We start from the raw sequence: 24,515 nt of genomic DNA on the forward strand, positions 1-24,515 counted from the left end.
ATGGAAAAACCATCATAAATCAGAACTGGATTCCTCAGTAAACTTGTCGCGAGCGTATTGCGCCACGCTTCACCCCTGGCAATGATCGATTGAACAATGAGGCAAGGATGCTCGCCACCCTTAGAAACTACCCCACCACCGTCAACCTGCTGCTTTGCGCGTCCTCAATACTGACGCTGGCCCGAGCGATCACGCTGCCCTATCTGGTCATCTATCTATCCGAAAACTTCGCCATGGGAGTGGCAGATATCGGAGTGGTCATCGGCAGCACACTGATCATTGGATCGCTATTGAGCCTCTATGGCGGTTTCCTGGTGGACAGGCTCTCCAGCTACCGACTCATTCTGGGATTCACTGGCTTGTTCAGCCTAGGGTTCCTCGGGGCAGTCGTGACGCGCGAACTCTGGCTTTTTTTCATCTGCCTGGTGCTGATCAATCTGGCCTATGCCGTTATCGATATAGCGGTCAAGGCGGGATTCGGCAGCTTGGTCCCCGCCGCCGAACGCAGCGAGGTGTTCTCGATCAAATACACATTGACCAACATCGGCTATGCCGTCGGACCGTTTCTCGGGGCGGGGATAGCCAAGCTAGGGATCAGCTTGCCATTTCTATTGTCTGCCGGGCTCGGTGCTGGCTTCTTTCTCATTTACTTCGTTTGGGGCGACAGACATTCCGCCCCCGTCGACGCAGGCCAGACGCCTGTGCCTTTTCTGGCGGTGGGCAAGGTTCTGCTCCACGACTACCGGCTGGTGTGTTTCACTCTTGGCGGCCTGCTCAGCGCCGTGGTCTTCGGCCAGTTCACCGCCTATCTGTCGCAGTATCTGGTGGTGACAACCACGCCTGAGAACACCTACCGAATCATCAGCGCTATCGTCACGACAAATGCGCTGATGGTGATCAGCTTGCAATATTCCATCGGCAAGAAAATATCCCATCGACATCTGAATCTTTGGCTGATGGCCGGACTGGGAATGTTCCTCATGGGCCTGGCCGGTTTCGCCCTGTCCAACTCGGTGCTGTTCTGGGTGATGTCCATGGCTGTATTCACTGTCGGGGAGATTATCGTCTTCCCGGCGGAATACATGTTCATCGACAACATCGCGCCCAACCATTTACGCGGCATGTACTACGCCGCGCAGAACCTCAGCAATCTGGGAGCCGCGGCCGGGCCGCTGCTCTGCGGTGTGGTATTGGCCACGCAACCGCCCCACAGTATTTTCTACATGCTCGGGCTCTTTATTATCGCGGGTGGGGCGTTTTATATACTGGGGGCTTCCCGGCTGCTCAACCAGGCGCGACGAGACTCCTGAAAGGTATCCGCTATCCGTCAATCAGTGAACAGAAAAGCGCTTTCGGAACAGCCCGTGGACGCCCGAACGCTTCAGTCAAAACTGCCGGGCGGCAGGCGACCGACCTCAGGCCTGGCAAACAGATAGCCCTGCATCAGGTCGATCCCCAGGTCCAGCAGCGCGGCGCTTTCCCCCCGCGTCTCAATACCCTCGGCTATGACGGTAATGTCCAAGCGCTTGGCGACCAGGACGATGCCCTCGACAATCGCTTGTTTGACCGGGTCTTGATCAATCGTGCGGGTCAACGCCATATCAATCTTCAGCACGTTCGGCTGAAACATGGCCAGCAGATTGAGCCCCGAGTAGCCGGAACCGAAATCGTCAATGGCGGTGGTGAAACCCTGGCGCTCGTACTCCACGAAAATCGATTTAAGGTGGTCGGGATCTACCACCTTCTCGCCTTCCGTCACTTCGAACATGAGTCTGTTAGGCGGGAAGTTCGTAAGACGCGCCGCTTCCAGGGTTGCCCGTATACAGGTCTCGGGCCGGTACACGGCGTTGGGCAGGAAATTGATGCTGAGCAAGCAATCGGCAATCTCCAGAATGCCCAGCCTGGCGGCTTCCTCGATCGCCTTCACGCGACACGCCTGGTCGAATCGGTAGCGGTTACCGTCATTGACCAGCCCAAGAATGTAGCCTGCCGATTCACCATTGACACCCCGCACCAGCGCCTCATAAGCGAACGCGGTGCGCGTGCGAACGTTGAAGATAGGTTGGAAGGCCATTGTGAAGTCGAACCCCAGTGCCTCATGGTTGCGGCAGTCGGCGCAACCAAGGGATTTGAAGGCTGGTTCGGAGGAATCTTGGGTCATGATCAGTATTCCGTTGCTTAACGGGGCGTCCCCTGCACTTGCAAAGAACTGTAGTCGACACCGCCTCAACCCACCCAGCCAACCGCCGTTTTGGGGATGACCTCGGACTCATCGAGCTTGGAAGCAAACATGCTCACCGCTTCGAGTGCGTCACTGGTTCCGGTTCTGATCTGCAAGATAACCGATCCCGCCTGGTCAGCCAGGGTTACGCCACGCAGGGCGCCCTCCTGGGTCACCGTCATGCTGGCGACGGCGTCACGGGTTTCAGAAAGAATCAAGCCAATCATTTCGGCAATCTCGGCCGTCGAACGGCTGGTGCGCCCGGCCAGTTGCCGGACTTCATCGGCGACAACCGCAAACCCTCTCCCTTGATCGCCAGCCCGCGCCGCTTCGATGGCCGCGTTAAGGGCAAGCAGGTTGGTCTGGTCGGCGATGCCGCGAATGGTATTGACGATCGCCGTGATCTCTTCTGATCGAGCGCCCAACTGCCCGACCAAGCGTGCGGAGGCCCCGATGTTGTCAGCGATCTGGCGCATTTCCTTGGCCGTTTGCTGAATCACTTGCGAACCCTGTTCAGCGACTTTTTCGGTCTCGGAAGAGATGTGGTAGGCACGGGAGGCGCCGCGCGAGTCCTCTTCAAATTTCTCGACCCGTTCGCTGATGTCACTGGCGAACTTGATGATCTTGCTCAGCTTGCCTTCGGCATCGTAGACCGGGTTGTAGCTAGCCTCCAGCCAAACGACCTTGCCGTGCTTGCCCAGACGCTTGAATTGACCATTGAAAAACTCGCCGCTATTGAGGCGACGCCAGAAATCGCTGTATTCGGAGCTGCTCACCAGCTCCGGCTCGCAAAACAGTCGGTGGTGCTTGCCTTTGAGCTCTGCCAGTGAGTAATTCATGACGCCGAGGAAGTTGTCGTTAGCGGTCAGGATGTTGCCGTTCAGATCGAATTCAATCACCGCCATAGCACGATCAAGGGCTGCCAGCTTGCCTTGGGTTTGCGCCTCATTTGCCACCCGCGCTGTGACGTCGAGTGCATACTTGACCACTTTTACCACGCGCCCCTGCTCATCGGTTACAGGGTTGTAGCTGGCCTCCAGCCAGACGTTCCCGCCCCGGCCATTGAGGCGCTGAAAAGTGCCGGACACGAATTGACCGGCCCGGAGCCGCTCCCAGAATTGCCGATACTCGGCGCTGCTAACCAGTTGCGGCGTGCAAAAATCCCGATGAGACAGACTTGCCAACTGATCCGCCCGGTACCCCATCGTGCTCAAGAAGTTCTCGTTGGCACGCAGAACCTTGCCATCAGGGCTGAACTCGACAACGGCCATCGACCGCTCCAGAGCGCCAATCAATCCTTTGTAGGTTGTCAGTTCAGCTGTCCTGGCCGTCAATTCACTTTTGAGCATTGAATTAAACATGAGATACCCTCGCAGACCGCGGAAATCAATCGGACCTTATTCATGTATCGGCGAGGTAAGTGAAGGCTGAATGGGCCTTGAATAATTATGTCTTGACGCCAGACCAACGGCACGATACGCGCTGTTCGTGAACTTAGACGGCAAACGCCATACCGCACTGGCTCGGGGCGCCGGCGCGCCCCGGAGTCAGGACTCATTGATTGCGCGTCACCCTCCACACCGTGTTTGCCAGGTCGTCGGCAATGATCAGGGCGCCGCGCGGATCGACAGTGACCCCGACAGGCCGCCCCCGTGTTTTCCCGTCGGAACCCCGAAAGCCGGTGGCGAAGTCAACCGGCTCACCTGCGGGGCGCCCCTGGCTGAACGGGACGAAGATGACTTTGTAGCCCACCGGATTGTCGCGGTTCCAACTGCCATGCTCGCCAACAAATACGCCCTCGGCGTACTGCTCACCCATCGCCGGCAGGGAAAAATCGACACCCAGCGCGGCCACGTGCGCCCCCAGGCTGTAATCGGGTTTGACCGCCGCAGCCACTTTGTCCGGATTCTGCGGCTGGGCGCGCGAATCAACGTTCTGCCCCCAATAGCTGTAAGGCCAACCGTAAAATGCACCCTCGCGCACCGAGGTGAGGTAATCGGGAACCAAATCGGGACCCAGCTCATCACGCTCGTTCACCACCGCCCACAACTGGCCGGACTCGGGCTGGATCGTCAACGCCGTCGGGTTACGCAGACCGGTTGCGTAAGGCTTGTGAGCCCCCGTCGTGGCGTCAATCTGCCACACCATGGCGCGGTCGGTTTCGACCTCCATGCCACGTTCAGTGACGTTGCTGTTGGAACCGATGCCGACGTACAGGAAGCGACCGTCGGGACTGACGGTCAGGGCCTTGGTCCAGTGGTGGTTGATCTCGGACGGTAAGTCGGTGACCTTGGTTGGCGGGCCGTCGGCCTTGGTCTGGCCTTGCTGATAATCGAAGCGGACCAACGCATCCTGATTGGCCACGTATAACTTGCCGTCGGCAAAAGCCAGGCCATACGGCGCGTTGAGATTTTCGGCAAATACCGTCTTCAGTTCGTAGGTCCCGTCGCCATCGGCATCACGCAGCAATGTCAGGCGATTGCCGCCTTTGACCTGGGTGTTGCCCTGCGCCTTGATGACACTGGCGATCACGTCCTTGGGCTTGAGTTTCGCCGCATTGCCGCCACGGCCTTCGGCCACAAGAATGTCGCCATTGGGCAGCACGACGGTCTGGCGCGGAATCTTCAGATCGGTCGCGATGGCCGTGACGCTGTATCCCTGGGGTACCGTCGGCTTCTGCTCACCCCACGGGACCGGCTCGGCAATTTTCATGCTGGGCAACAGCCCGCGTTGGGGCTCTGGCAGTTTGGGGTCCGGGCCACGTGCCTGAACGGCGTCCCCTTCACCACCACATCCGCTGAGTAACAACGCCATGCTCAAGGCAGTCAGTGCAATCGAATGTTTCATTGCCCACCTCCCGAGCGCGAGTGGGTGAGTCCTGTCCACGCCGTCACACAGGCCAGCAGGGTCACGATGACAGACAGCACCAACCCCATGGGCATGACGGCCCAGGCGTCCTTGGCATGCTCGAAAGCGTTGACCAGCCCCAACACCCAGGTGACCAGCAGTAGCACCGGGTACATCACGACGCGCCCCGCCTTGCGGTCCGCCCGGAGCAGATTGACGAGGGCGAACAACAGCGCCAGCCCACCGAAAACCAACCCGCCGGCAATCAGCCAGGAGGCAAAGTTGCTCCACTGGATCTGATAGGTCTTGTAGTAGGCAATGTCACTCAGCAATGCCCCTAGAAACAGGGGAACGGTGCCGGCCAGCAAGATCGCGTGAAGCGGGCCGGGAGTGCTTGCGTAGAGGGGGTGAGCGGTAACGGTCATGGGGCCTCCTTATGGTTCAACGACCTGGATGGATACTCATGACGGATGAATCGGCCGATCCGGGTCGTATTGACTACGCACAGGGAAAGGGATCGTGAGGCGAAAGCGTTAGTTCCCGATTTTTCTTATCCTTACGCCTGAAGCCAAGCCGTAACGCTGGCGAACTCAGCGGCTTTGTTGAGGGGTTCATGCCAGGCAAGCCGCGCCGGCTTACCTGGCAAGAACCGGTGTTGCTCGCGCCGTCAGCCCTCCCCGACCGGCTGCAACGCGCCGGCCACCTCAGGCTTTTTTGCGAACAAGCGTTGCGGCAACAGGAAGTACGCCAATGCCGGCAACAGGATCAGCGCGCCGAGCATGTTCACCAAGAACATGAAGGCCAGCAGGATGCCCATGTCGGCCTGGAACTTGATTGGCGAGAACGCCCAGGTCGCCACGGCGATTGCCAGGGTGATGCCCGTCAGCAAAACCACCTTGCCGGTGAACAGCAGCGCCCGGTAATAGGCCTCGGACAGCGTGGCGCCAGCGCGCATGTGGGTCAGGATCACGCTCAGCACATACAGGGCGTAGTCGACACCAATGCCTACCCCGAGGGCGATCACCGGCAGTGTAGCCACCTTGACGCCCATACCCAGGCCAACCATCAGCGCCTCACAAAGAATCGAGGTGAGCATCAGTGGCAGCACCGCGGCGAGTACCGCACGCCAGGAACGGAAGGTCACCCAGCAAAGCAGGATCACGGCCCCGTAGACCCAGAACAGCATCTCGCGCATGGCCTTCTTCACCACAATGTTGGTGGCCGCCTCGATTCCAGCGCTCCCCGCAGCGAGCATGAACTTCACGTCCGGCAGTCGCTGCTGGGCGATAAAGGCTTCGCTGGTCTGCACCACCCGTTCCAGGGTGTCAGCCTTGTGGTCGGCCAGGTAGACGTAGAGCGAGAGCAATGAACACCCCTGGTTGAACAGCTCACGCGGCGCACGGGTCTGTACCGCGCCGAGGGCCCCGTCGTTGGGGATCAATTCGTACCACTTGAAGTTGCCCTCGTTATACCCGGCGGCAGCGATCTTGCTCAGGGCGGCCATGGAGTTGGTCGACTCCACACCTGGCAACTGCTCCAGTTGCCAGGCCAGGGCGTCCACCGCAGCCAGGGTCGGATAGCGGGTGCATTGGTCTTCCGGAGTTTTGACCATGACCACGAAAATGTCTGAACTGGCCGCGTAGTTCTGCGTCATGAAGGCCGCATCGCGGTTGTAGCGCGAATCGGGACGCAGCTCCGGGGCGCCAGGGTCCAGGTCGCCGATTTTCAACTGCAGGCTGACGGCGAAACCGCCGATCGCCAGCGCCAGGCCCACCAGGCAAGCGCCGTAAGCCCAGGAGCGGCGGGTGAAGAGGTCGAGGAAACTCCAGAGTGGATGCTTGACGTTTGCTTTCAACTCGGCCGTTTCGGCGCGCAAGCTGCGCTCGGCGGCCTTGGCGCCGACGCCGATGTAACTGAGCAGAATCGGCAGCAGGATCAGGTTGGTGAAGATCAGCACAGCCACCCCGATGCTGGCGGTGATTGCCAGGTCCTGGATCACCTGGATCTTGATCACCATCAGCACGGCAAAACCCACCGCATCACAAAGCAACGCGGTCATGCCGGCGGCGAACAGACGGCGGAAGGTATAGCGCGCGGCCACCACCCGGTGAGTGCCACGGCCGATGTCCTGCATGATGCCGTTCATCTTCTGCGCGCCGTGGCTCATGCCAATGGCGAACACCAGGAAAGGCACCAGCGCCGAGTAAGGGTCGAGGTCATAACCCAGGGTCGCCAGCAGACCGATCTGCCAGAGCACCGCCACCAAGGAGCAAAGCACCACCAGCGCGGTACTGCGCACGCAACGGGTGTACCAATAGAGCACCGTCACCGTGACCAGCACGGCGATGACGAAGAACAGCATGACCTGCGCCAATCCGGCAATCAGGTCGCCGATGATCTTGGTGAAGCCGGTGATGTGAATCTGGATGCGCTCGTTCTGGTATTTGTCGCGCAACGCTTCCAACTGCCGTGAGAGCTCGCCTGCGTCCAGTGCCTTGCCGGTCACCGGGTTGATTTCCAGCAGCGGCACGAAGATCACACTGGACTGGAAGTTCCCCGCCACCAGTTGGCCAATTTCGCCGGAGCGGGCCACGTTGGTGCGTACCTGCTCCAGGCTGGCCGCAGAACCGTCATAGGTGTCCGGGATCACCGTGCCGCCATCCAGCCCCTCCTCTGTCACCGCGGTCCAGCGCGTGGTGGGCGTCCATAGCGATTTCATATAGGGCTTGTCGACGCCTGGCAGCAAATAGATCTCGTCGTTGAGCCGGGCGAGAACGTCGAGGTAGTCCTTGTCGAAAATGCTGCCGTCCTTGATCTGTACGGCGATGCGAATCGAATTGCCCAGACCGCTCAGTTCACTGCGCCGCTCAAGGAAGTTGGCCACGTAGGGGTGAGAGGTTGGAATGGTCTTTTCAAAACTGGCGTTAAGGCCAATCTTGCTGGCCTGGTAACCCAGCACCAGAGTGACCAATAGGCAGAACAGGACCACCCAGGGGCGGTGATTGAAGATCGCCCGCTCGCCCAGATTGCCGGAGCGCGGATCGAAATCCTCCAGCCGGGCAATCACCACTTGCTGTTCGAGGGAGGGATTATTGTCGTTCACATCGGACTCCGAATACGGCCGCGTAGGGCTCTGGCAAGTTGTTCAACGTTGGGCCGAGGAAAGGTTGTGTTTGAGGCGGGTCACGCCACTGAGGCCGACACTGATCAAACTGCCATCGGGGGCCGCGACCAGGCCGGCGATCGAGGCGCCAGCCGGACCTGTCAGATGCCGTAAGCTGCGTCCCCGGTCGGGACTGAGCAACAAATCACCGGCCTGGCTGGCCAGGATCAACGCGCCATCAGGCAGTTGGGTGCCGCTCGACAGCGCCACCTCCAGGCCGGTCTCAACGCGCCGCCATGTGAGTCCCTGGTCGCCCGACCAATAAGCATTGCCGCGCAAACCGAAGGCCACCAACTCGCCGGCAGGACTGCCCTGCACACCGAAGAAACTGCCGTCGTAGGGTGACTCGAGCGCCTGGAAACTGCCGCCGTTGTCAACCGAGCGCAGCAGCAGACCGCGTTCGCCGACGATGAACAGCGCGCCGCCCGCAGGGCGAATGCCGTACAGGTTGAGGCCCTCGGGGTTATTCACCTGCTGCATCCACGGCTGCCAGCTATCGCCTCCATCCGTGGTATGCAGGATCAGGCCATAGGCACCGACCACGTAACCGTTGCGGCGGTCGCTGAAGTACAGGTCGAGAAAGGGTTTGTCCGGGCCATCGGCGACCAGCCACTGGGCATCCTTGAGCCGCTTGGCGTCGTTACCTTGTTGCGCCGAAACCAGCGCCAGATGCGCCGCTGCGACACCATCGAGTTGCTTGACCCAGGTTTGGCCACCGTCGGTGCTGCGCAGAATCACGCCCATATGACCGACAGCCCAGCCCTGCTCGGCATCCACGAACTGCACGGCCGTCAGGCTGACGCTGACCGGCACACGCGCCTGACGCCAGCTCTGGCCGGAGTCGTCAGAGAGCAGGACGATGCCGCGTTCACCGACCGCCACCAGCCGGTCGCCGGCCCGGGTGACCGCCAGCAGCACCGCACGGGGTGCCTTGGCGCTCTGCAAGGCCGCTTGGTTGAGTAGCGCAATCCCCGGGCTGGCCGTTGCCCAACCTGACACTGATAACGCAGCCAGCAGCAAAGCCACCGGCAGCGCCCGCATGAGTAAAAAGTTACCGATCATGTCCGCTCCGACCATCGCATAAGAGTTATCCAGACGCTGATCGCACAACGCGCCGATGCCTGGGGCCCGGCGCCTTGCACAATCGCTTAGCGCATGCTGTCGCTGGCCATGGCATCAGGGGTAAAAAACGCCGCCGGCGGACGCGGATAGCTCTGGTACTGCACGCCCAGATCGTTGGCCGAGGAGTTCAGGAAGTAGGCGCCGGTTTCCAGGTTGTAGCTGCCCCACATCATTTGAGAGGTCAGCGCCGGCATTTCGGGCGCCAGCAGGGTGAGCGTGTAGTTATGCCGTCCTAACTTGCCTTGCGCGTCATAGCCGTCGAGCAGCAGCACTTGCCAGGAGTCCTCGTCCACGTAATAGGTGCGCTTGGGCACTACATGACGCTTGCCGTCCTTGAGCGTGGCGCTCACAACCCAGACCCGATGCTTCTCCCAGCGCACCAGATCCGGGTTGAGGAAACCTGGCTTGACCAATTCGTCGCTGCTCACCGCCGCCGCACGGTTGTTGTTGTAAGGCACCAGTAGTTCTTTCTTGCCGATCAGTTTGAGGTCATGACGGTCGGTGGGCCCGAAGATCATGAAGGCCTCGTCGAAGAATCCGACGCCCGAGGTGACGAAGTCCGGCGTATCGTATGCGACGTTCGGTGCACGGCGCACCCGACGCTGGCCGACCAGGTACTGCCAGGCGGCGCGTTTGCCGGGGTCCATGTCCCAGTGGGTCATCAGCCCCTCGCCGGCCTTGGAGGACGGCAGTTCCGTAGCCAGTTTGCCGATCAGAAATTTGCCCGCGAAGGTGTCGAGGTTGCCCTCTTTGAAGTAGTAAGGGCTCTGGTACCAGAAACGCGCGCGGGTGGCCTGGATCTTCTTGCCGCCAGCCGTCATCAGCCAAGTGTCGAACGGCGAATAGAAGGTGTCGGCGCCCTGCCAGGACAGGCGGTGGTTCCACAACACCTCGGCACCGTTTTGCGGCAATGGGAAAGGAATCCCGCCATAGGCGCCGCTGACTTTCTCAGTGGGCACATCGAGGGTGGCGCGGGTGGCGTTTGTCAGGGTGTTGTCGTACACCCACTGCGGCGCGGCAGCACTGCGCCGGGTCGGATAGACGTCCAGGCGGTAACCGGGATACTTCTGCAGCAAGGCCTTGGTGCCCTCGGCCAACTGGTCGGCGTACTGTGCCATGTTGGCCGCGCTGACCGAATACAGCGGCTTGTCGGCGGCGAACGGATCGGCACGTTTGTCGCCGTTCTTGTAGCCGGCCGGCGCCGTGGTATAGCCACCTGTCCACTCAGGAATGCTGCCGTCCTGGTTGCCGGCGCGCTCGGCGCCGAGCGGCGTGAGCTCGGTGCCAAGCCGTGCGGCCTGCTCAGGGGAAACGGCCGCCTGCACCAGGCCGGCACTCAACAAGGCAATGGCCAGGGCCGAAATACGCAAGGAAAATAGGCTTTGCATAGAAAATGAAACCTCTTATTAGAATGTGGTTTTCACGTACATGGCGACGAAGTCACGGTCGGCCAGGGATTGGCCGTAGCTGAAGTTGCCGTCCTCGCGCAGCCCCGCCGCCTTCTTGCCGAAGAAATTCACGTAATTGATGCCGAAGTCCCAGCGCTGCAGGTACGTGGCTTTGAGCCCGACACTCCAGTCGCCGGCGTGGGTATTGCCGAACCCGGCCTTGCTGACGGCTGAGGAGCGTCCATCGAGGACGACGCCAAACCCCACTGGCACGCTCAGGTCCAGACCGTCGGCTACCTGGAAATAAGCCGGCTCGGCCAGCACCCGTAGCGCCGTCGCGTCACGGGTGGTGTTGGAATCCAGTGCCGCGCGGTTGTCGGTGACGCTGAGGGTACGGTTCCAGGCCAGTTCGGCGAGCACCGAGCCGCCATCCCAAAGCGAGTTGGGCGACAGCAGGTAAATGGTCGAGAGGTTGACGTGGGCGGTCTTGCCCTTGGCGTAGAGCGCATCGCCGCTGTTGTCTGCGGCCATTGCCGGTGTCACCACCTGCAGGTTGCTCACCAGCGGTGCATCCCAACGCACCGAGGTCTCGCCGGCGAAATTGAACGGGCCATAGGCCGTGGAGAAGCTGGCACCCAGGGTTTTGATGTCTTCGGCGTAAACCTGGCGATAGGAACCCAGGATTGGCAGCCCGGTGGCGGCGGCCGCTGCACCGTCCAGATAGGCATAGAGTGCGCTCGGCGCCTTGTCGTGGTACTTGGCGGCGTAGAAGCCCAGCTCCAGTTCGGTGCCTTCGGGCTTGTAGCGCAGTTGCATGCCGCCTTGGCCGGAATTCCTGGCCTCGATGTCGGAGGCATGCACGGTGGTGTTGCCAAACACCTGGGTCCAGTCGCCGGAACCTTCGCCGATGCCATCGTTGTCACTCAGGTAGCTGCCCGCCCCCGGCAGGTTGGAACGCTCCCATTCGAACTGATAGTAGGCACCCACAGACAACTGCGGGTTGATCTGCAACTGCCCGGACACTTGATTGACCGGCCGCAGGATTTCCTTGAATTGGGTGCCGGGGACGCTGAGCAGTTTGACGATATCGCTCGGCCCCTGGGCGTTGGCGATGCCATTGCCCCCGTAGAACAGGCTTTCGCCGTAGATCAGGCTATGCCGGCCCAGACGCAGGGTGCCCTGGCTCGATTCGCCGACATCGCCTCGCACGAATACGAAGGCATCGAGTAACTCGGCATCACGCCCGTGCAGCTCGCGGGTATCGTCGAGGAAGTGCCGTTGCTCGCTGCTGTCGGTGTTCTTGTTGTAGATATCGTCGTACCAGGCCGCAGCGCTGAGGCGCAGGCCGTAGTTTTCCCGGCTCAGGTCCATCTCACTGAACAGGTCCAGGCGGTTGGAGACCAGGCCGCTGCTGAAGTTCTTGTCGCCCTGGCTCTGGATCGAGGGGTACAGTCCGCCCGCCGTCGGCGCGTTGACCAGGTTGTCGTCGGCACCTTGCAGGCGCCAGGCCTGGCTGTACTTGAGGGTGTTGTCCCAGCGCAAACGCCATTCACTGTCGCCCAGGTCAATTTGCGCGGCCTGGGGTTGGGAGGCCCAGCCGGCCAGGCAAACCGAGAGTGCCAGGGCGGAACGCTTGAAGCCTGGATAGCATCGAGAGTTGTGCATGTTGTTCCTCATTGTTCTTGTTGTTGGAAGCATGTGTTGTGAACGGGCCGGTCGCCCGTAGACGGCCGGCGGTAACTCGCCCAGGACTCCTCGTTCAGATGTAGGTGGATGCAAGGCCGCCATCGACCGGCAGATTGACGCCGTTGATCCAGCGCGATTCGTCGGCACACAGAAAGGCAATGGCAGCCGCCACTTCATCGGCGTAGGCCGGGCGCTTCATACGATGAGCGTCAGCCTCGACGCGCGCTTGACCGAGCATGCTGACGAAATCACCCAGGATGGGCGTGAACACCGGGCCCGGTGCCACGCAGTTCATGCGCACCGAGGTGTGCAAGAACCAGGGTTGGGCCTGCTGGTAGTTCCAGACGATCAAGGCCTCTTTGAAATACTGGTAGCAGCTCTCTTGAGGCACCGGATGTTCGGCCAGCCAGGCCTGGCCATGGGCAAAGCTTTCCGTAGCGGCCAGCGCCTTGTGCAGGTCCAGGCGCTGCGGCCACTGCGCGCCCAGAATCGAAGCAACGTTGACGATGCTGCCTCCGGCAGCGATGCGCGGCAGCACCGCCCCACAGAGATGGCGCACCCCCAGGTAATTGACCTGGGCAACCGCTTGCGGATCGGCGGTCCCGGGGACTCCAGCGATGTTGCACAAGCCGTCGAGGGCCTGCGGCAACCGCTGCACAGCCGCATCAATGGCATCCGGGTGGCTGAGATCAGCCTGGATGAAATAGTCCAGGCTCAGGTTGGGCTCGTTGCGATCCATGCCAATGACGGTGGCCCCGTGGGCACGCAGGATCCGGGAGGTTTCGGCGCCGATGCCCGAGGAAACCCCGGTCACGACTATCCTCTTGTTGGTCAACTTCATACGGGCTTCCCGATTCTTGCTTGTACTGCCTGCTCGAAAGCGGCGACAGCCAAGCCATATTGTTATTGCCGAATTAGTTAATCTCGGTAACTAGTTGTAGCAAGCGATATGCCATCTCCGGACAATCGCAAAGCAACCGCTCAAGCCCGGTGCATCCAGCTCAAACACAGGCAAGCAAGGGTCATGAGTGGAGAACTGGGCGGGTGAAAAAAGTGATGATTTCAGCAATTTCATGCTGCACTATGCGGATTATGATTATTCCGATTAAGGATTGGTGATGGCGGACAAGCTGATTTCCCTGGCCGAACTCTCTCGCGCAACGCCCAGCAAACCCGTGCGCGGTGCCAGCGAGCAGCTGCCACCGGGTGCACCGCCGACCCTGCAGGATTTGACTGAATGCCTGATGTTCAGCCCGGGCGACGGTCGCATCTGGTTGAACGGCGCACGCATGCTGCTGATCCACAACAGCGGCATCGGCGCGCTACGCCGAGAGCTGATTGAAAGCATGGGCCTGGCCCGCGCACGCGGCATCATGTTGCGCACGGGCTACCATTGCGGCGCCCGGGACGCCGCCCTGATCAAGGAGCGCTTCCCCGAGGCTGACATCCTGGCGCTGTTCGCCGCCGGCCCGATCATTCATGCGATCGAAGGCGCGGTGAAAGTCGAGCCGGTGCATTTCGAATTCGACATGAACCTGGGCACCTATTACGGCGAGTTCCTCTGGCACCATTCCAGCGAAGATGATGAGCACATCGCCCACTTCGGCATCGGCACGGAACCGGCCTGCTGGATGCAGACCGGCTATGCCACCGGGTACACCTCGGCAATGGTCGGCCGGCTGATTCTCTACCGCGAGGTCGAATGCCGTTCCACCGGTTCCAGCATTTGCCGGCTGATTGGAAAACCCGCGGAGGAATGGGACGACGCCGAAGCGGACCTGGCCGACCTGAACGCCGAACCGTTCGTCAGCACCGGCGGGCGCAGCGTGACGGCCCACAGTCGCAATGATAAAGGCGCCCTGCCGACGAGCTTGCTGGTTGATCCGACACCCGCACAAGACAGCGACATGGTGGGGATTTCCTCAGCCTTCAACGCCGCCTGCCACATGTTGCGCCGGGTTGCGCCGACCCAGGCGACGGTGCTGTTCACCGGCGAGTCTGGGGTCGGCAAGGAAATGTTTGCCAGGATGCTGCATCGCATCAGCCCGCGCCACGATGAACCCTTTGTCGCCATCAACTGCGCTGCCATCCCGGAAAACCTGATGGAGTCTGAGCTCTTTGGCGTCGAGCGCGGCGCCTACACCGGTGCCACTCAATCGCGCGCCGGGCGCTTCGAACGCGCCGACGGCGGCACCCTGTTCCTCGACGAGATCGCCACCCTCAGCCTGGTGGCCCAGGGCAAGCTGCTGCGCGCCTTGCAGGAAGGCGAGGTCGAGCGGGTCGGTGGCAGCCGCACGTTGAAGGTCGATGTGCGGGTGGTCGCCGCAACCAACGTCGACCTTCGTGCCGCCGCGCAACGTGGCGAATTCCGGGAGGATTTGTTCTTTCGCTTGAATGTGTTTCCGATCCACCTGCCGCCGCTGCGCGAACGCAAGGAAGACATCCCGCTGCTGATGACCCACTTCCTGCATCGCTTCACCCAACGCCATGGTCGCCAGATCAGCGGTTTCACGCCGCGCACGGCCGATACGCTGCTGGCCTATGACTTCCCAGGCAATATCCGCGAGTTACAGAACTTGGTGGAGCGCGGCGTGATCAGCGCCCCGGACGGCGGCGCAATCGACTTGGCACACCTGTTTACCAGCGGCGAACGGCTGGCCCAGCCCATGTTCTCCATCGGCACCCGCGGCCAACTGGCGGCCAGCCCCAACGACCCACCGCCGGCCAGCCCTACCAAGACCGCCGCAGCCAGTACGGGCAGTGGTGCGATTCTGGAGCTGTTTGGCGGCAAGGATCCAAGCCGGCTGTCATTGCAAGAGATCGAGGACACCATCATTGACCACTGCCTGGGCGAAGTGAAAGGCAATGTCTCGGAAGCGGCCCGCCGTCTGGGCCTGACCCGTGCTCAGTTGTCCTATCGCCTGTCGCGACGCTCGACCAGCGAATAGGACCGCCTTACGGCGTGCGTGGTCGATGGATAAAGCAGCGGCCGAACAGACCCAAGGTCACCTCGACCCGCTGCTCGATCTGCTCGTCTGACCAGCTCTGTTGCACCCCCAGGGTGAACAGTTTGAGCGGCTGGGAGATCAACAGCGAGTCGATCAGCTCCACCGCTGACTCGACATCTTCGTGAGCCAACAATCCCTTGCTGGCGGCCTTGCCCAACCAGCCGCGCAACAGGCTCAGGCAACGCCCGGCACCCTCCTGATACCAGATCCTGGCAAGGCCCGGCGCCGTCTCGCGCCCCTGGGCAGCCAACAGGTAGAGACCCAGAGCCAATGGCGAGAGGGTCAGACGCGCCCATAACGTCAGGTACATGCGCAACTCGCTGAGCAGATCCTCGGCGCAGTCGATGCCGCTTTCCAATAGCAGTTCCAGGGTCGACAAGTCCCTGGCCACCAGTTGCGAGAGCAGCGCCTCCTTGCTCGCCACCAACTGGTACAGGGTCTTCTTGGAGATTCCGGCGGCGCGGGCGATGGCATCCATGGTGATGTTGGCGAAATTGCCGCTGCCAAGCGCCTGCGCCGCGGCATCCAACAGCGAGGTCATTTGCTCCTGGCGGCTGCGTATCGGCGGACGACCGCGCCTGACGGGCTGCTCAGTGGTTTCAGTCATTACGGAGCCTGTTGATCGGCATGGTGCAGGTGTTCCGGTGGTGGTTTCACCGAGGGGCCCCGCTTAGCACCGCCCGCCCTCGCAAACGCCTCACGCAGGGAGTCCTCGATGAGTTGCCAAGCCTCCTGCGCCGTCGCATCAGGCCCTAGATGGGTGAACATGTGGTCGCAGTCGGTGAACATTTTTTCGTTCACCACGACACCGGCCTGGCGCAATTTCTGCGCGTAGGCCTGACCCTCAGCACGCAGGATATCGTGCTCGGCGGTGATCAACGTTGTCGGGGGCATGCCCTGCAATTGCTCAACCGTCGCCAGCAATGGCGAGGCCAGAGGGTCCCGGGCCTGGGCCGGATCGCTCAGATAACAGCTATTGAAAAAGCGCACCAGACCCGCACCGAGTAAGGGTTTGTCGATGGGAGAAAGCTTCAGTCCGGGATCCTGGGCCAAGTCCAGTACCGCATAGTCAATGACCTGATGCACCACCCGCAAACGCTGATGCCCCCGCGCCAGATTGGCCACGCCGGTGGCCAGGTTGCCGCCCGCGCTGTGCCCACCGACCGCGATGCGTTGTGGGTCGATGCCCAGGGTCGTGGCCTGTTCGGCCAGCCACTCAAGCACCGCGAAGCTCTGTCGCAAACCTGCGGGAAAGGGAAACTCGGGGGCCAGGACATAGTCCAGATTGACCACCAGGCAACCCAGGTTGTGAGCCAAGCGCCGGCAATAACTGTCGTCATGCTCCGGCACCCCGGCTACGAAACCGCCGCCATGCAGGTTCAAATAGACCGGCAGAGGCTCAGTGGACGACGTATGGGGCCAATAGAACAAGGCCCGTGCCGGGCCCCACGCGGTGGGGATGAGCGTCTCGTCGAGCAAGCGCAACGGATACTGCGCCGCGTCGTAGGTGAACTTGGCTTTCATGCGTTTGGCAAAGGCGCGCAGCAGCTTGGCCTTGAGGGTTGACAGCGTGTTCATGGTCATACTCCTGAACGACTCAGTGGGCAGTCAGCAATTGATCCAGCAGACCGTGGATCATTGCGCCGTAAGGCGCGCGCATCGCCAGGTTGGACTCACCGACCGGGCTCTGCACCACCACCGCCTTGGCATGGCTGAACATACGGAAACCGTAGACCCCGTGATACGCCCCCATACCGGAGTGACCGACACCGCCAAATGGCAGCGCCTCGAACACCACGTGACTCATGACGTCATTGATCACCACACCGCCCGAAGTCGTGCGCTCCAGCACCTGCTGGCGCTCACCGGCGTCCTCGCCGAAGTAATACGCGGCAAGGGGTCGCGGTTGACCGTTGACGTAGTCGATCGCCGTGGCGAAATCGCGATAGGTCTTGATCGGCAACAGCGGGCCGAAGATTTCCTCGCGCAGCACCTGCATCTGCTCAGTGGCATCCAGCACCAGCGTCGGAGCGATCTTGCGGGTCTGGCGATCGCCCAGGTCCTCCTGCGCCGGGTTGATCTCGATCAGCCGGGCCCCTTTGGCGCGCGCATCGACCAGATAGTCCTGCAGGCGGTCGAAATTGCGTGGGTTGATGATGGAGGTGTAGTCCGGGTTGCTGTGCAGGGAGGGATACATGGCAGCGACGAAGCGCACCGCCTCGGCGACGAAGTCCTCCAGGCATTCTTCCGGTAGCAGCACGTAGTCCGGGGCCAGGCAGATTTGCCCGGCGTTGAAGGTCTTCACCGTCATGACCCGCTGCACCACCGTCGCCAGGTCGGCGCTACGGGACACCAGCACGGGTGACTTGCCGCCCAGCTCCAGGGTCACCGGCACCAGATTGTCCGAGGCTGCCCGCATGATGTGCCGGGCCACTGCCGTACCCCCGGTAAAGATCAGGTGGTCGAAGGGTTGGGCACTGAACAGCGCGCCGACTTCGGCATCGCCCAGCACCGTGGTCAGTTCATTCTCGTCAAAATATCGGGCGATCAATTGGCCCATCAATACCGACGTTCGCGGGGTCAGTTCCGAGGGCTTGAGCATGGCCCGGTTACCGGCGGCGAAAATACTCGCCAGCGGCCCGAACGCCAATACGATGGGAAAATTCCAAGGGCTGATCACACCTACCACACCCAACGGCTGGTACTCGACCCGCGCCTCGCTGCCAGGGAAAGGGGCCGGATGCGACTGCGACTGCATCCACTCGGCCAGATGCTCACGGCAATGCTTGAGGCTTGCCACGGAACCGCCAATATCGGAAAGCAGCGTCTGTTCGCGGCTGCGATTGCCGAAGTCCGCCGATACAGCCTCAACAATGGCTTCACGGTTATCCAATAGCAATGCAATGGCCCGGTCCAGTCGGTCGCGCCGTAGTTCCAGGCTCGCCGGCCCGTCGGCCAGGTGGGCCTGCTTCATCTGTGCAAGCCTGGCAGTGAGTTGTTCGGTGCCGACGGGCGCCGCGGGGTGACCGGGAATGTTCATGGCGTAGGTTCCTGCTGGTTATTGTTATTTAACAGCACTAAATACCCTGTGAGCAGGCGCACAAGCCGACTCGAAAATGGAGTATGCCAAAAAACCGAAGAAAGGAAACCGTTAGGTTTCTTAATTTTAAAGAATCGCTCATGAAAGCCATTTCCCCGTAAACAGGCATCAAAATCGATAATTCAGGGCGAGACAGGAAAAAAATGTGAATCCCACGGCTGGAGACCTTCGTGGCGCTTTAGCGCTGCTCACGAACCGCCCCTTCGCAAACTGGTTAGTTTTTATAATTATTTTCTCCACATCCTTCCATGCACCGCAGCGCCGGGCCTAACGGATGAAGTGCATTTGACTCTCCTGACTTAATGGTCCAGTTTTTTAGCTAACGGGAGGTTTCGCAGGTTTGTGACAGGCATGACCTCCCCCGCTGTTCAACTTGAATGGGCGTCCCAGTGTCAGTGATCCCCCTCGTGGTGTGTGACGACTCCAACATGGCACGCAAACAGGTGCTCCGTGCATTGCCGGCGGACTGGCCGGTTTCGGTCACCGAGGCCAGCAATGGGCGCCAGGCCATGGACGCCATACGCCAGGGCCTGGGCCAGGTGGTGCTGCTCGACCTGACCATGCCGGAGATGGATGGTTATCAGGTGTTGAGCGCCTTGCGCGCCGAAGGCTTGAAGGCGCAAGTCATCGTGATCTCCGGCGACGTCCAGGAGCAGGCGGTACAGCGCGTGCTTGAGCTGGGCGCATTGGCATTCCTGAAAAAACCATTCGATGAAAACGAGCTGCGCCAGACGCTCAGTCGGTTGGGCCTGCTGACGCAACCCGGCCAGACGCCGCCGCAAACGCGTTCGCTGACGAACACAGCCATCAGTTTTCACGATGCGTTTCGCGAGACGGTCAACGTTGCCATCGGCCAGGCAGCCGCCCTGATCGCCAACGTGCTGGGTGTGTTTGTACAGTTACCGGTACCGAACGTGAACATCCTTGAGGTCGGTGAGCTGCATATGGCGCTGAACGATGCCGGCAGCTCCCAGCAACTCACGGCCATCTGCCAGGGCTTTATCGGCAGTGGTATTGCCGGCGAAGCCCTGCTGATATTTCACGAATCGGAAATCGCCGACATCGCGCAACTGATGCAGCGCCAAAGCAGCGATTATTCCGACCTGGAAATGCTGCTGGACCTTTCCAGCGTTCTGATCGGCGCTTGCCTGAGCAGCATTGCCGATCAGATCGACGTGGTGTTCTCGCAGGGGCATCCGCAGATTCTCGGCCAGCACGCGGCCATTGAGGAGCTGATTCACGTCAACCGCAAGCACTGGAAAAAGACCCTGGCGGTGGAAATCAGCTACAGCCTGGAAGGGCACGATATTCGTTTCGACCTCTTATTGCTGTTCACGGAAGACTCGATCGAGCGGCTGACCCAAAAACTCACCTACCTGATGACCTGAGCCATGCCTGATTCCATTGATCTGAACGAGTTTCACTGGTTGCTGGCCATTGTTCAGAGCATCGATGTCGGTGTGGTGGTGCTGGACCGCGACTACCGCGTACAGGTCTGGAACACGTTCATGGAGAACCGCTCCGGGGTGCAGCCAAAGGACGCCCACAACCAGCATTTTTTCAGTCTGTTTCCCGAAATCGATCGCCAGTGGTTCAGCCGCAAGGTGGAAAGCGTCGCGGCCCTGGGCACCCCAGCGTTCACTGTCTGGGAGCAGCGTCCCTATCTGGTGCGGTTCAAGAGCTACCAGCCCATCACCGGCCAGGAAGAGTTCATGTACCAGAACACCACGCTGTTACCGTTGCGCTCGCCCGACAGCAAGATCAGTCACATCTGCCTGGTGATCTATGACGTCACCGACGTCGCCACCAACCGGCATCAACTACAGGCCGCCAATGCGCAATTGCAGCAGCTCTCCAGCACCGATCGACTGACCGGGCTGTACAACCGCGGTCATTGGGAGGCGAGCCTGAAAGCTGCCTACGCGCGGCATCAACGCTACGGCAATGCCTTGAGCCTGGTGATGCTCGATATCGACCACTTCAAACGGGTCAACGACACCTATGGCCACCAGGCCGGGGATCAGGTCATCGAGCAGGTCGCCCGGCTTTTGCACGAACATGTACGCGACTCCGACGTGGCCGGGCGTTATGGCGGCGAAGAGTTCGGTGTGGTGCTGTCGGACACCGACAAGGTCGGCGCCCGGATGTTCGCCGAGCGCCTGCGCCATGCAGTCGAGGAGCTGCAAGTGCTGTTCAACGACCAGAGCATCCGATTCACCATCAGCCTGGGAGTGGCGGACCTGAGCCAACCCGCGACCGACCACGCCGAACTGATCGCCCGGGCCGACCAGGCGCTGTACACATCGAAGAAAACCGGGCGCAATCGGGTGACGGTGTACACAGATTGAATGCGGTTTTTTCGGACCCCGCTCAGCGCCAGGGCGCAAACCAGCCCAGGCCATCCTCGGTCAGACCGCGGGGGTTGTACTCGCAGCCGATCCAGCCCTCGTAGCCGGCTTCGTCGAGCAGTTTGAACAGGTACGGGTAGTTCACTTCTCCCAGGTCGGGTTCGTGCCGATCCGGCACGCCGGCGATCTGGATATGCCCGACGCCGGCCTGGAAGCGCTGGAAACCGGCAATCAGATCGCCCTCCATGATTTGTGCATGGAACAGGTCCAGTTGCACGCGCAGGTTCGGCTCGCCCAGTTCGGCCAGGATTGCATGGCCCTCGGTCTGGCGATTGATGAAGTAACCCGGAATCGAGCGGGTGTTGATCGGCTCAATCAGCAGTGTCAGTTGGTGCTCGGCCAAACGTCGGGCGGCGTAACGCAGGTTTTCCAGATAGACCTCGCGCATGCGCGGACGCTGGCTCTCGTCACTCACCAGCCCGGCCATTGCGTGCAGTTTGGGGCAGCCCAGCGCGTGGGCGTATTCGATGGCGCGGTCGACACTTTCGCGGAATTCCGCCTCGCGCCCCGGCAACGCCGCGATACCGCGCTCGCCCGCGGCAAAATCCCCCGGCGGCAAGTTGAACAGCACTTGGCTAAGCCCGTGCTCGGCCAAACGCCCGGCCAGCTCGGCCGGTGCGAACTCATAAGGAAACAGGTATTCCACGCCCTTGAAACCGGCCTTGGCCGCCCGGCCGAAGCGATCGAGGAAGGGTGCATCGTTGAACATCATGCTGAGGTTGGCAGCGAAACGTGGCATTGCAGTCACCATTGGGCGCCGAAGGTCTGGCGCAGTTCGTCGATTTGTTCGTCGTCCAGCGACCGTACCGGCTGCTGGCGCAGCAACAGGTAGAGCTTGGCGGTTTCTTCGAGTTCTTCGATGGCGTAGGTGGCCGCCTCCAGGCTCTTGCCGGAAACGACCGGCCCGTGATTGGCCAGCAACACCGAACTGTGCTGCCCTACCAGTCCGCGAATCGCCTCGCCCAACCGCGGATCACCGGGCCGGTGGTACGGAATCAGCGGCAAGCGGCCCACGCGCATGACGAAGTAAGGTGTCAGCGGTGGCAGGCACGACGTAGCGTCCAGACAGTCCAGGCAGGACACCGCCGCCGAGTGCGTGCAATGCAAATGCACGATGGCACCCGAATCTTCGCGGCCCTCATAGACGGCACGGTGCAGGAACGCTTCCTTGGAGGCGGGTTTGCCGGCCAGGTGGTTACCTTGCCAATCGAGCTTGGCGATGTCCGCCGGGTCCAGGCGACCGAGACAGGCATTGGTCGGGGTCAGCAGCCAGCCATCGTCCAGTCGCACGCTGATATTGCCGGAGGAGCCGGGGCTGAGCCCACGCAGGTAGAGTGAGCGGCCGATCTCGACGATCTCTTCGCGCAGTTGACTTTCCTTCATGTCAGCATCTCCCAGGCCTTGATCATGAAATCGGCGCTGCCGAAATTACCGGACTTGAGCGCCAGGGTCAGCGGCCGCCCTGACTGGCCGAGCGTCTGGGTCCAGGGCACGCCGGGGTCGATGCTCGGCCCGATGCGCAAACCTTCGATGCCCAGCGCGCCGACCACTGCGCCGGAGGTTTCACCACCGGCGACCAGCAATTGACCCACGCCCTGCTGTTCGACCAGCGCACGGGCAATCGCCGCCAGGGCCGCTTCAATGCGTTCACCGACCTGCTGCGCGCCGAACTGTTGTTGCACCCGGCGAACCTCGTCGGCTGGGCTGCTGGCATAGATCAGTACCGGGCCCTGGTAGCCGGCAGCCCAGGCCAGAGCCTCGGCCACCAAGGCGTCACCGCGGGCCATCAGCTCGGCCGCCTCCAGACGAAAGGCCGGATAGACCGCTGCCGCCTGCTCGATCTGGCCGAGGGTCGCTCGCGAACAGCTACCGCTGAGAATCGCCTGACGTCCCCAACCGGCTTCCAGCCGACTGGCCTCGCCATTGGCCTGTAACAAGCCTCTGGCCTGCCAATCCTGGGCCATACCCAACGCCAGCCCCGACCCGGCCGTAACCAGCGGCAGGTCGGCACAGGCGGCGCCAAGCACCTGCAAATCTTCATTATCAATAGCGTCGCTGACGGCGATGCCCACGCCTTCAGCGCGCAACGCGGCGATCCGCTGACGGGTCGCCTCGACGCCCGCGCGCAGGGTCCGGTAGTCGATCAGGCCGACCGGGTGGCGGGTTTGCGGCTGCAACACGCGCAGCAGATTGGCATCGCGCATGGGCGTGAGTGGATGATCCTGCATCCCGCTTTCGTTGAGCAGCACGTCATTGGCGAACAGGTAGCCGTTGAACACGCTACGGCGGTTCTCCGGAAAGGCCGGACAGGCCACGGTGAAGTCGCTGCCCAGGGCTTGAAGCAGCGCATCGCTGACCGGGCCGATATTGCCCTCGGCGGTGGAGTCGAACGTCGAGCAATACTTGAAGTAGAACTGTCGGCAGCCCTGCTGGCGCAACCACTCCAGCGCCTGCAGCGACTGTGCGACTGCCTCCTCGGGCGCCAGGTTGCGCGACTTGAGCGCCACCACCAGCGCGTCAGCTTCGCCCAGCGCCAAGGGTCCACGTGGAACGCCGATGGTCTGCACAGTGCGGGCGCCGCCGCGCACGAGCATGCTGGCCAGGTCGGTCGCTCCGGTGAAGTCGTCGGCAATGCATCCGATCAGGGGCATGGTCAAATCTCCTCGTTGGCGGCGGCAGGCAGGCTGATACCGGGGAATATCTTCACCACGGCGATATCGTCCTCGCGTCCCAGCCCGGAAGCCGACGCTTGCTTGAACATCTGGTGGGCGCTGGCGGTCAGCGGCAACGGGAAGACCGCCTCCTGGGCGCTGTCGAGCACCAGGCCCAGATCCTTGACGAAAATATCCACCGCCGAGCGCGGCCGATAATCACCCGCCAGCAGATGCGGCACGCGGTTTTCGAACATCCAGGAATTGCCGGCGCTGTGACTGATCACCTCGTACAGCGCCTCGGGATCGCAGCCCTGGCGAATGCCATAGGCCATGGCTTCGGCCGCAGCGGCAATATGGACCCCGGCGAGCAACTGGTTGACCAGCTTGATCTGCGAGCCTTGCCCGGCCTCTTCACCCAGCCGGTAGACCTTGGCGGCGACCGCAGCAAGTGCGGTTTGCGCCCGTTCGAAGGCCGCTTGCGGCCCCGACGCCATAATGGTCAACTCGCCCGCCTCGGCACGCACCGCACCGCCCGAAATCGGCGCATCGAGCATCAGCACCTGGTGCTCGGCCAAGCGCTCGCTGATGCGCCGCGCAGCCGCCGCCGAGATGGTTGCACAGGCGATGACCACGGAACCCGGACGCAGCCGCGCGGCAATTCCCTGCTCGCCGAACAGCAGTTGCTCGGTCTGCGCGGCGTTGACCACCACGATGAACAGCAGATCGCTGAGCGCCGCGCTGTCACTCAGGCCGCTGACCGGCTGGCCGCCCTCGGCGCTGAAGGCCTGGCGCACGTCCTCGCGGATGTCGTAGCCCCACACGGGCAAACCGGCACGTAAAAGGGAACGCGCCATACCCAGGCCCATGGAGCCCAGGCCGACCACACCAATATTGGATATTGCTGTCACGGGTGAATCC

General features: G+C 61.6%; 20 protein-coding genes and 1 pseudogene. 4 read left to right on the forward strand and 17 right to left on the reverse strand.

From position 1 onward, the window contains the following. The first annotated feature begins 107 nt into the window (after positions 1-107). Positions 108-1,310 carry an MFS transporter gene (locus BM132_RS08560; RefSeq protein ID WP_092454612.1) on the forward strand — a complete coding sequence of 401 codons (1,203 nt, stop codon included), beginning with the start codon at positions 108-110 and terminating at the stop codon, positions 1,308-1,310. 71 nt (positions 1,311-1,381) lie between these two features. Here the strand turns inward: BM132_RS08560 and BM132_RS08565 are convergent, their stop codons facing one another. From BM132_RS08565 to BM132_RS08605, 10 genes and pseudogenes are all read right to left on the reverse strand, one after another. Beyond that, entirely contained in the window at positions 1,382-2,161 is a 780-nt protein-coding gene (locus BM132_RS08565; protein WP_092454614.1) for an EAL domain-containing protein, read from the reverse strand. 65 nt (positions 2,162-2,226) lie between these two features. Then, positions 2,227-2,721: a methyl-accepting chemotaxis protein gene (locus tag BM132_RS28865; protein ID WP_371264113.1), complete on the reverse strand. Its 495-nt coding sequence runs from the start codon at positions 2,719-2,721 to the stop codon at positions 2,227-2,229. 93 nt (positions 2,722-2,814) lie between these two features. Beyond that, positions 2,815-3,582, reverse strand: a pseudogene (locus BM132_RS28870) (PAS domain-containing protein); the annotation flags it as partial. 193 nt (positions 3,583-3,775) lie between these two features. Then, positions 3,776-5,068, reverse strand: a complete 1,293-nt coding sequence (locus BM132_RS08575; protein ID WP_092454616.1) for a PQQ-dependent sugar dehydrogenase — start codon at positions 5,066-5,068, stop codon at positions 3,776-3,778. Then, entirely contained in the window at positions 5,065-5,493 is a 429-nt protein-coding gene (locus BM132_RS08580; protein WP_092396621.1) for a DUF2231 domain-containing protein, read from the reverse strand. Before BM132_RS08580 ends, BM132_RS08575 begins: the two co-directional genes overlap by 4 nt. 242 nt (positions 5,494-5,735) lie before the next feature. Continuing rightward, positions 5,736-8,171 (reverse strand): efflux RND transporter permease subunit, encoded by a 2,436-nt coding sequence (locus BM132_RS08585; protein WP_092396619.1) that lies wholly within the window; start codon positions 8,169-8,171, stop codon positions 5,736-5,738. Between the two features lie 42 nt (positions 8,172-8,213). Then, positions 8,214-9,308: a WD40/YVTN/BNR-like repeat-containing protein gene (locus tag BM132_RS08590; protein WP_371264114.1), complete on the reverse strand. Its 1,095-nt coding sequence runs from the start codon at positions 9,306-9,308 to the stop codon at positions 8,214-8,216. 71 nt (positions 9,309-9,379) lie between these two features. Beyond that, positions 9,380-10,741, reverse strand: a complete 1,362-nt coding sequence (locus tag BM132_RS08595; protein ID WP_092396615.1) for a DUF1329 domain-containing protein — start codon at positions 10,739-10,741, stop codon at positions 9,380-9,382. 18 nt (positions 10,742-10,759) lie between these two features. Next, on the reverse strand, positions 10,760-12,406 hold the full coding sequence (locus tag BM132_RS08600; protein ID WP_092454620.1) for a DUF1302 domain-containing protein: 1,647 nt from the start codon (positions 12,404-12,406) through the stop codon (positions 10,760-10,762). 94 nt (positions 12,407-12,500) lie between these two features. Continuing rightward, positions 12,501-13,268: a coniferyl-alcohol dehydrogenase gene (locus BM132_RS08605; RefSeq protein ID WP_092454622.1), complete on the reverse strand. Its 768-nt coding sequence runs from the start codon at positions 13,266-13,268 to the stop codon at positions 12,501-12,503. Between the two features lie 277 nt (positions 13,269-13,545). Here BM132_RS08605 and BM132_RS08610 point away from each other — a divergent pair, with 277 nt between their 5' ends. Beyond that, a complete protein-coding gene (locus BM132_RS08610; RefSeq protein WP_092396609.1) occupies positions 13,546-15,375 on the forward strand; it encodes a sigma-54-dependent Fis family transcriptional regulator in 1,830 nt (609 codons plus the stop codon). A 7-nt stretch (positions 15,376-15,382) separates the two neighbouring features. Here BM132_RS08610 and BM132_RS08615 read toward each other — a convergent pair whose 3' ends face one another. From BM132_RS08615 to BM132_RS08625, 3 genes are read right to left on the reverse strand one after another with little or no spacing between them, the layout of a single operon-like run. Next, complete coding sequence (locus tag BM132_RS08615; protein WP_092454624.1) at positions 15,383-16,042, reverse strand: TetR/AcrR family transcriptional regulator; 660 nt, start codon at positions 16,040-16,042, stop codon at positions 15,383-15,385. Next, entirely contained in the window at positions 16,042-17,013 is a 972-nt protein-coding gene (locus BM132_RS08620; RefSeq protein ID WP_092454626.1) for an alpha/beta hydrolase, read from the reverse strand. Before BM132_RS08620 ends, BM132_RS08615 begins: the two co-directional genes overlap by 1 nt. 19 nt (positions 17,014-17,032) lie before the next feature. Beyond that, positions 17,033-18,475 (reverse strand): coniferyl aldehyde dehydrogenase, encoded by a 1,443-nt coding sequence (locus tag BM132_RS08625; RefSeq protein WP_092454628.1) that lies wholly within the window; start codon positions 18,473-18,475, stop codon positions 17,033-17,035. A gap of 437 nt (positions 18,476-18,912) precedes the next feature. Here BM132_RS08625 and BM132_RS08630 point away from each other — a divergent pair, with 437 nt between their 5' ends. Together BM132_RS08630 and BM132_RS08635 are read left to right on the forward strand one after the other, a co-directional pair. Beyond that, complete coding sequence (locus tag BM132_RS08630; protein WP_092454630.1) at positions 18,913-19,923, forward strand: response regulator; 1,011 nt, start codon at positions 18,913-18,915, stop codon at positions 19,921-19,923. Positions 19,924-19,926: 3 nt separating this feature from the next. Further along, positions 19,927-20,883, forward strand: a complete 957-nt coding sequence (locus tag BM132_RS08635; RefSeq protein WP_092454632.1) for a sensor domain-containing diguanylate cyclase — start codon at positions 19,927-19,929, stop codon at positions 20,881-20,883. A 22-nt stretch (positions 20,884-20,905) separates the two neighbouring features. Here BM132_RS08635 and otnI read toward each other — a convergent pair whose 3' ends face one another. The 4 genes from otnI to ltnD are packed head-to-tail and all read right to left on the reverse strand — an operon-like array spanning position 20,906 to position 24,505. Then, complete coding sequence (otnI, locus tag BM132_RS08640; protein ID WP_092454634.1) at positions 20,906-21,682, reverse strand: 2-oxo-tetronate isomerase; 777 nt, start codon at positions 21,680-21,682, stop codon at positions 20,906-20,908. Positions 21,683-21,687: 5 nt separating this feature from the next. Beyond that, a complete protein-coding gene (gene otnC / locus BM132_RS08645; RefSeq protein ID WP_092454636.1) occupies positions 21,688-22,326 on the reverse strand; it encodes a 3-oxo-tetronate 4-phosphate decarboxylase in 639 nt (212 codons plus the stop codon). Beyond that, positions 22,323-23,594: a 3-oxo-tetronate kinase gene (gene otnK / locus BM132_RS08650; protein ID WP_092454638.1), complete on the reverse strand. Its 1,272-nt coding sequence runs from the start codon at positions 23,592-23,594 to the stop codon at positions 22,323-22,325. Before otnK ends, otnC begins: the two co-directional genes overlap by 4 nt. 2 nt (positions 23,595-23,596) lie before the next feature. After that, on the reverse strand, positions 23,597-24,505 hold the full coding sequence (gene ltnD / locus BM132_RS08655; protein WP_092454641.1) for an L-threonate dehydrogenase: 909 nt from the start codon (positions 24,503-24,505) through the stop codon (positions 23,597-23,599). Positions 24,506-24,515: the final 10 nt, after the last annotated feature.

The organism is Pseudomonas sp. NFACC45 (assembly GCF_900113505.1).
Classification (GTDB): domain Bacteria; phylum Pseudomonadota; class Gammaproteobacteria; order Pseudomonadales; family Pseudomonadaceae; genus Aquipseudomonas; species Aquipseudomonas tehranensis.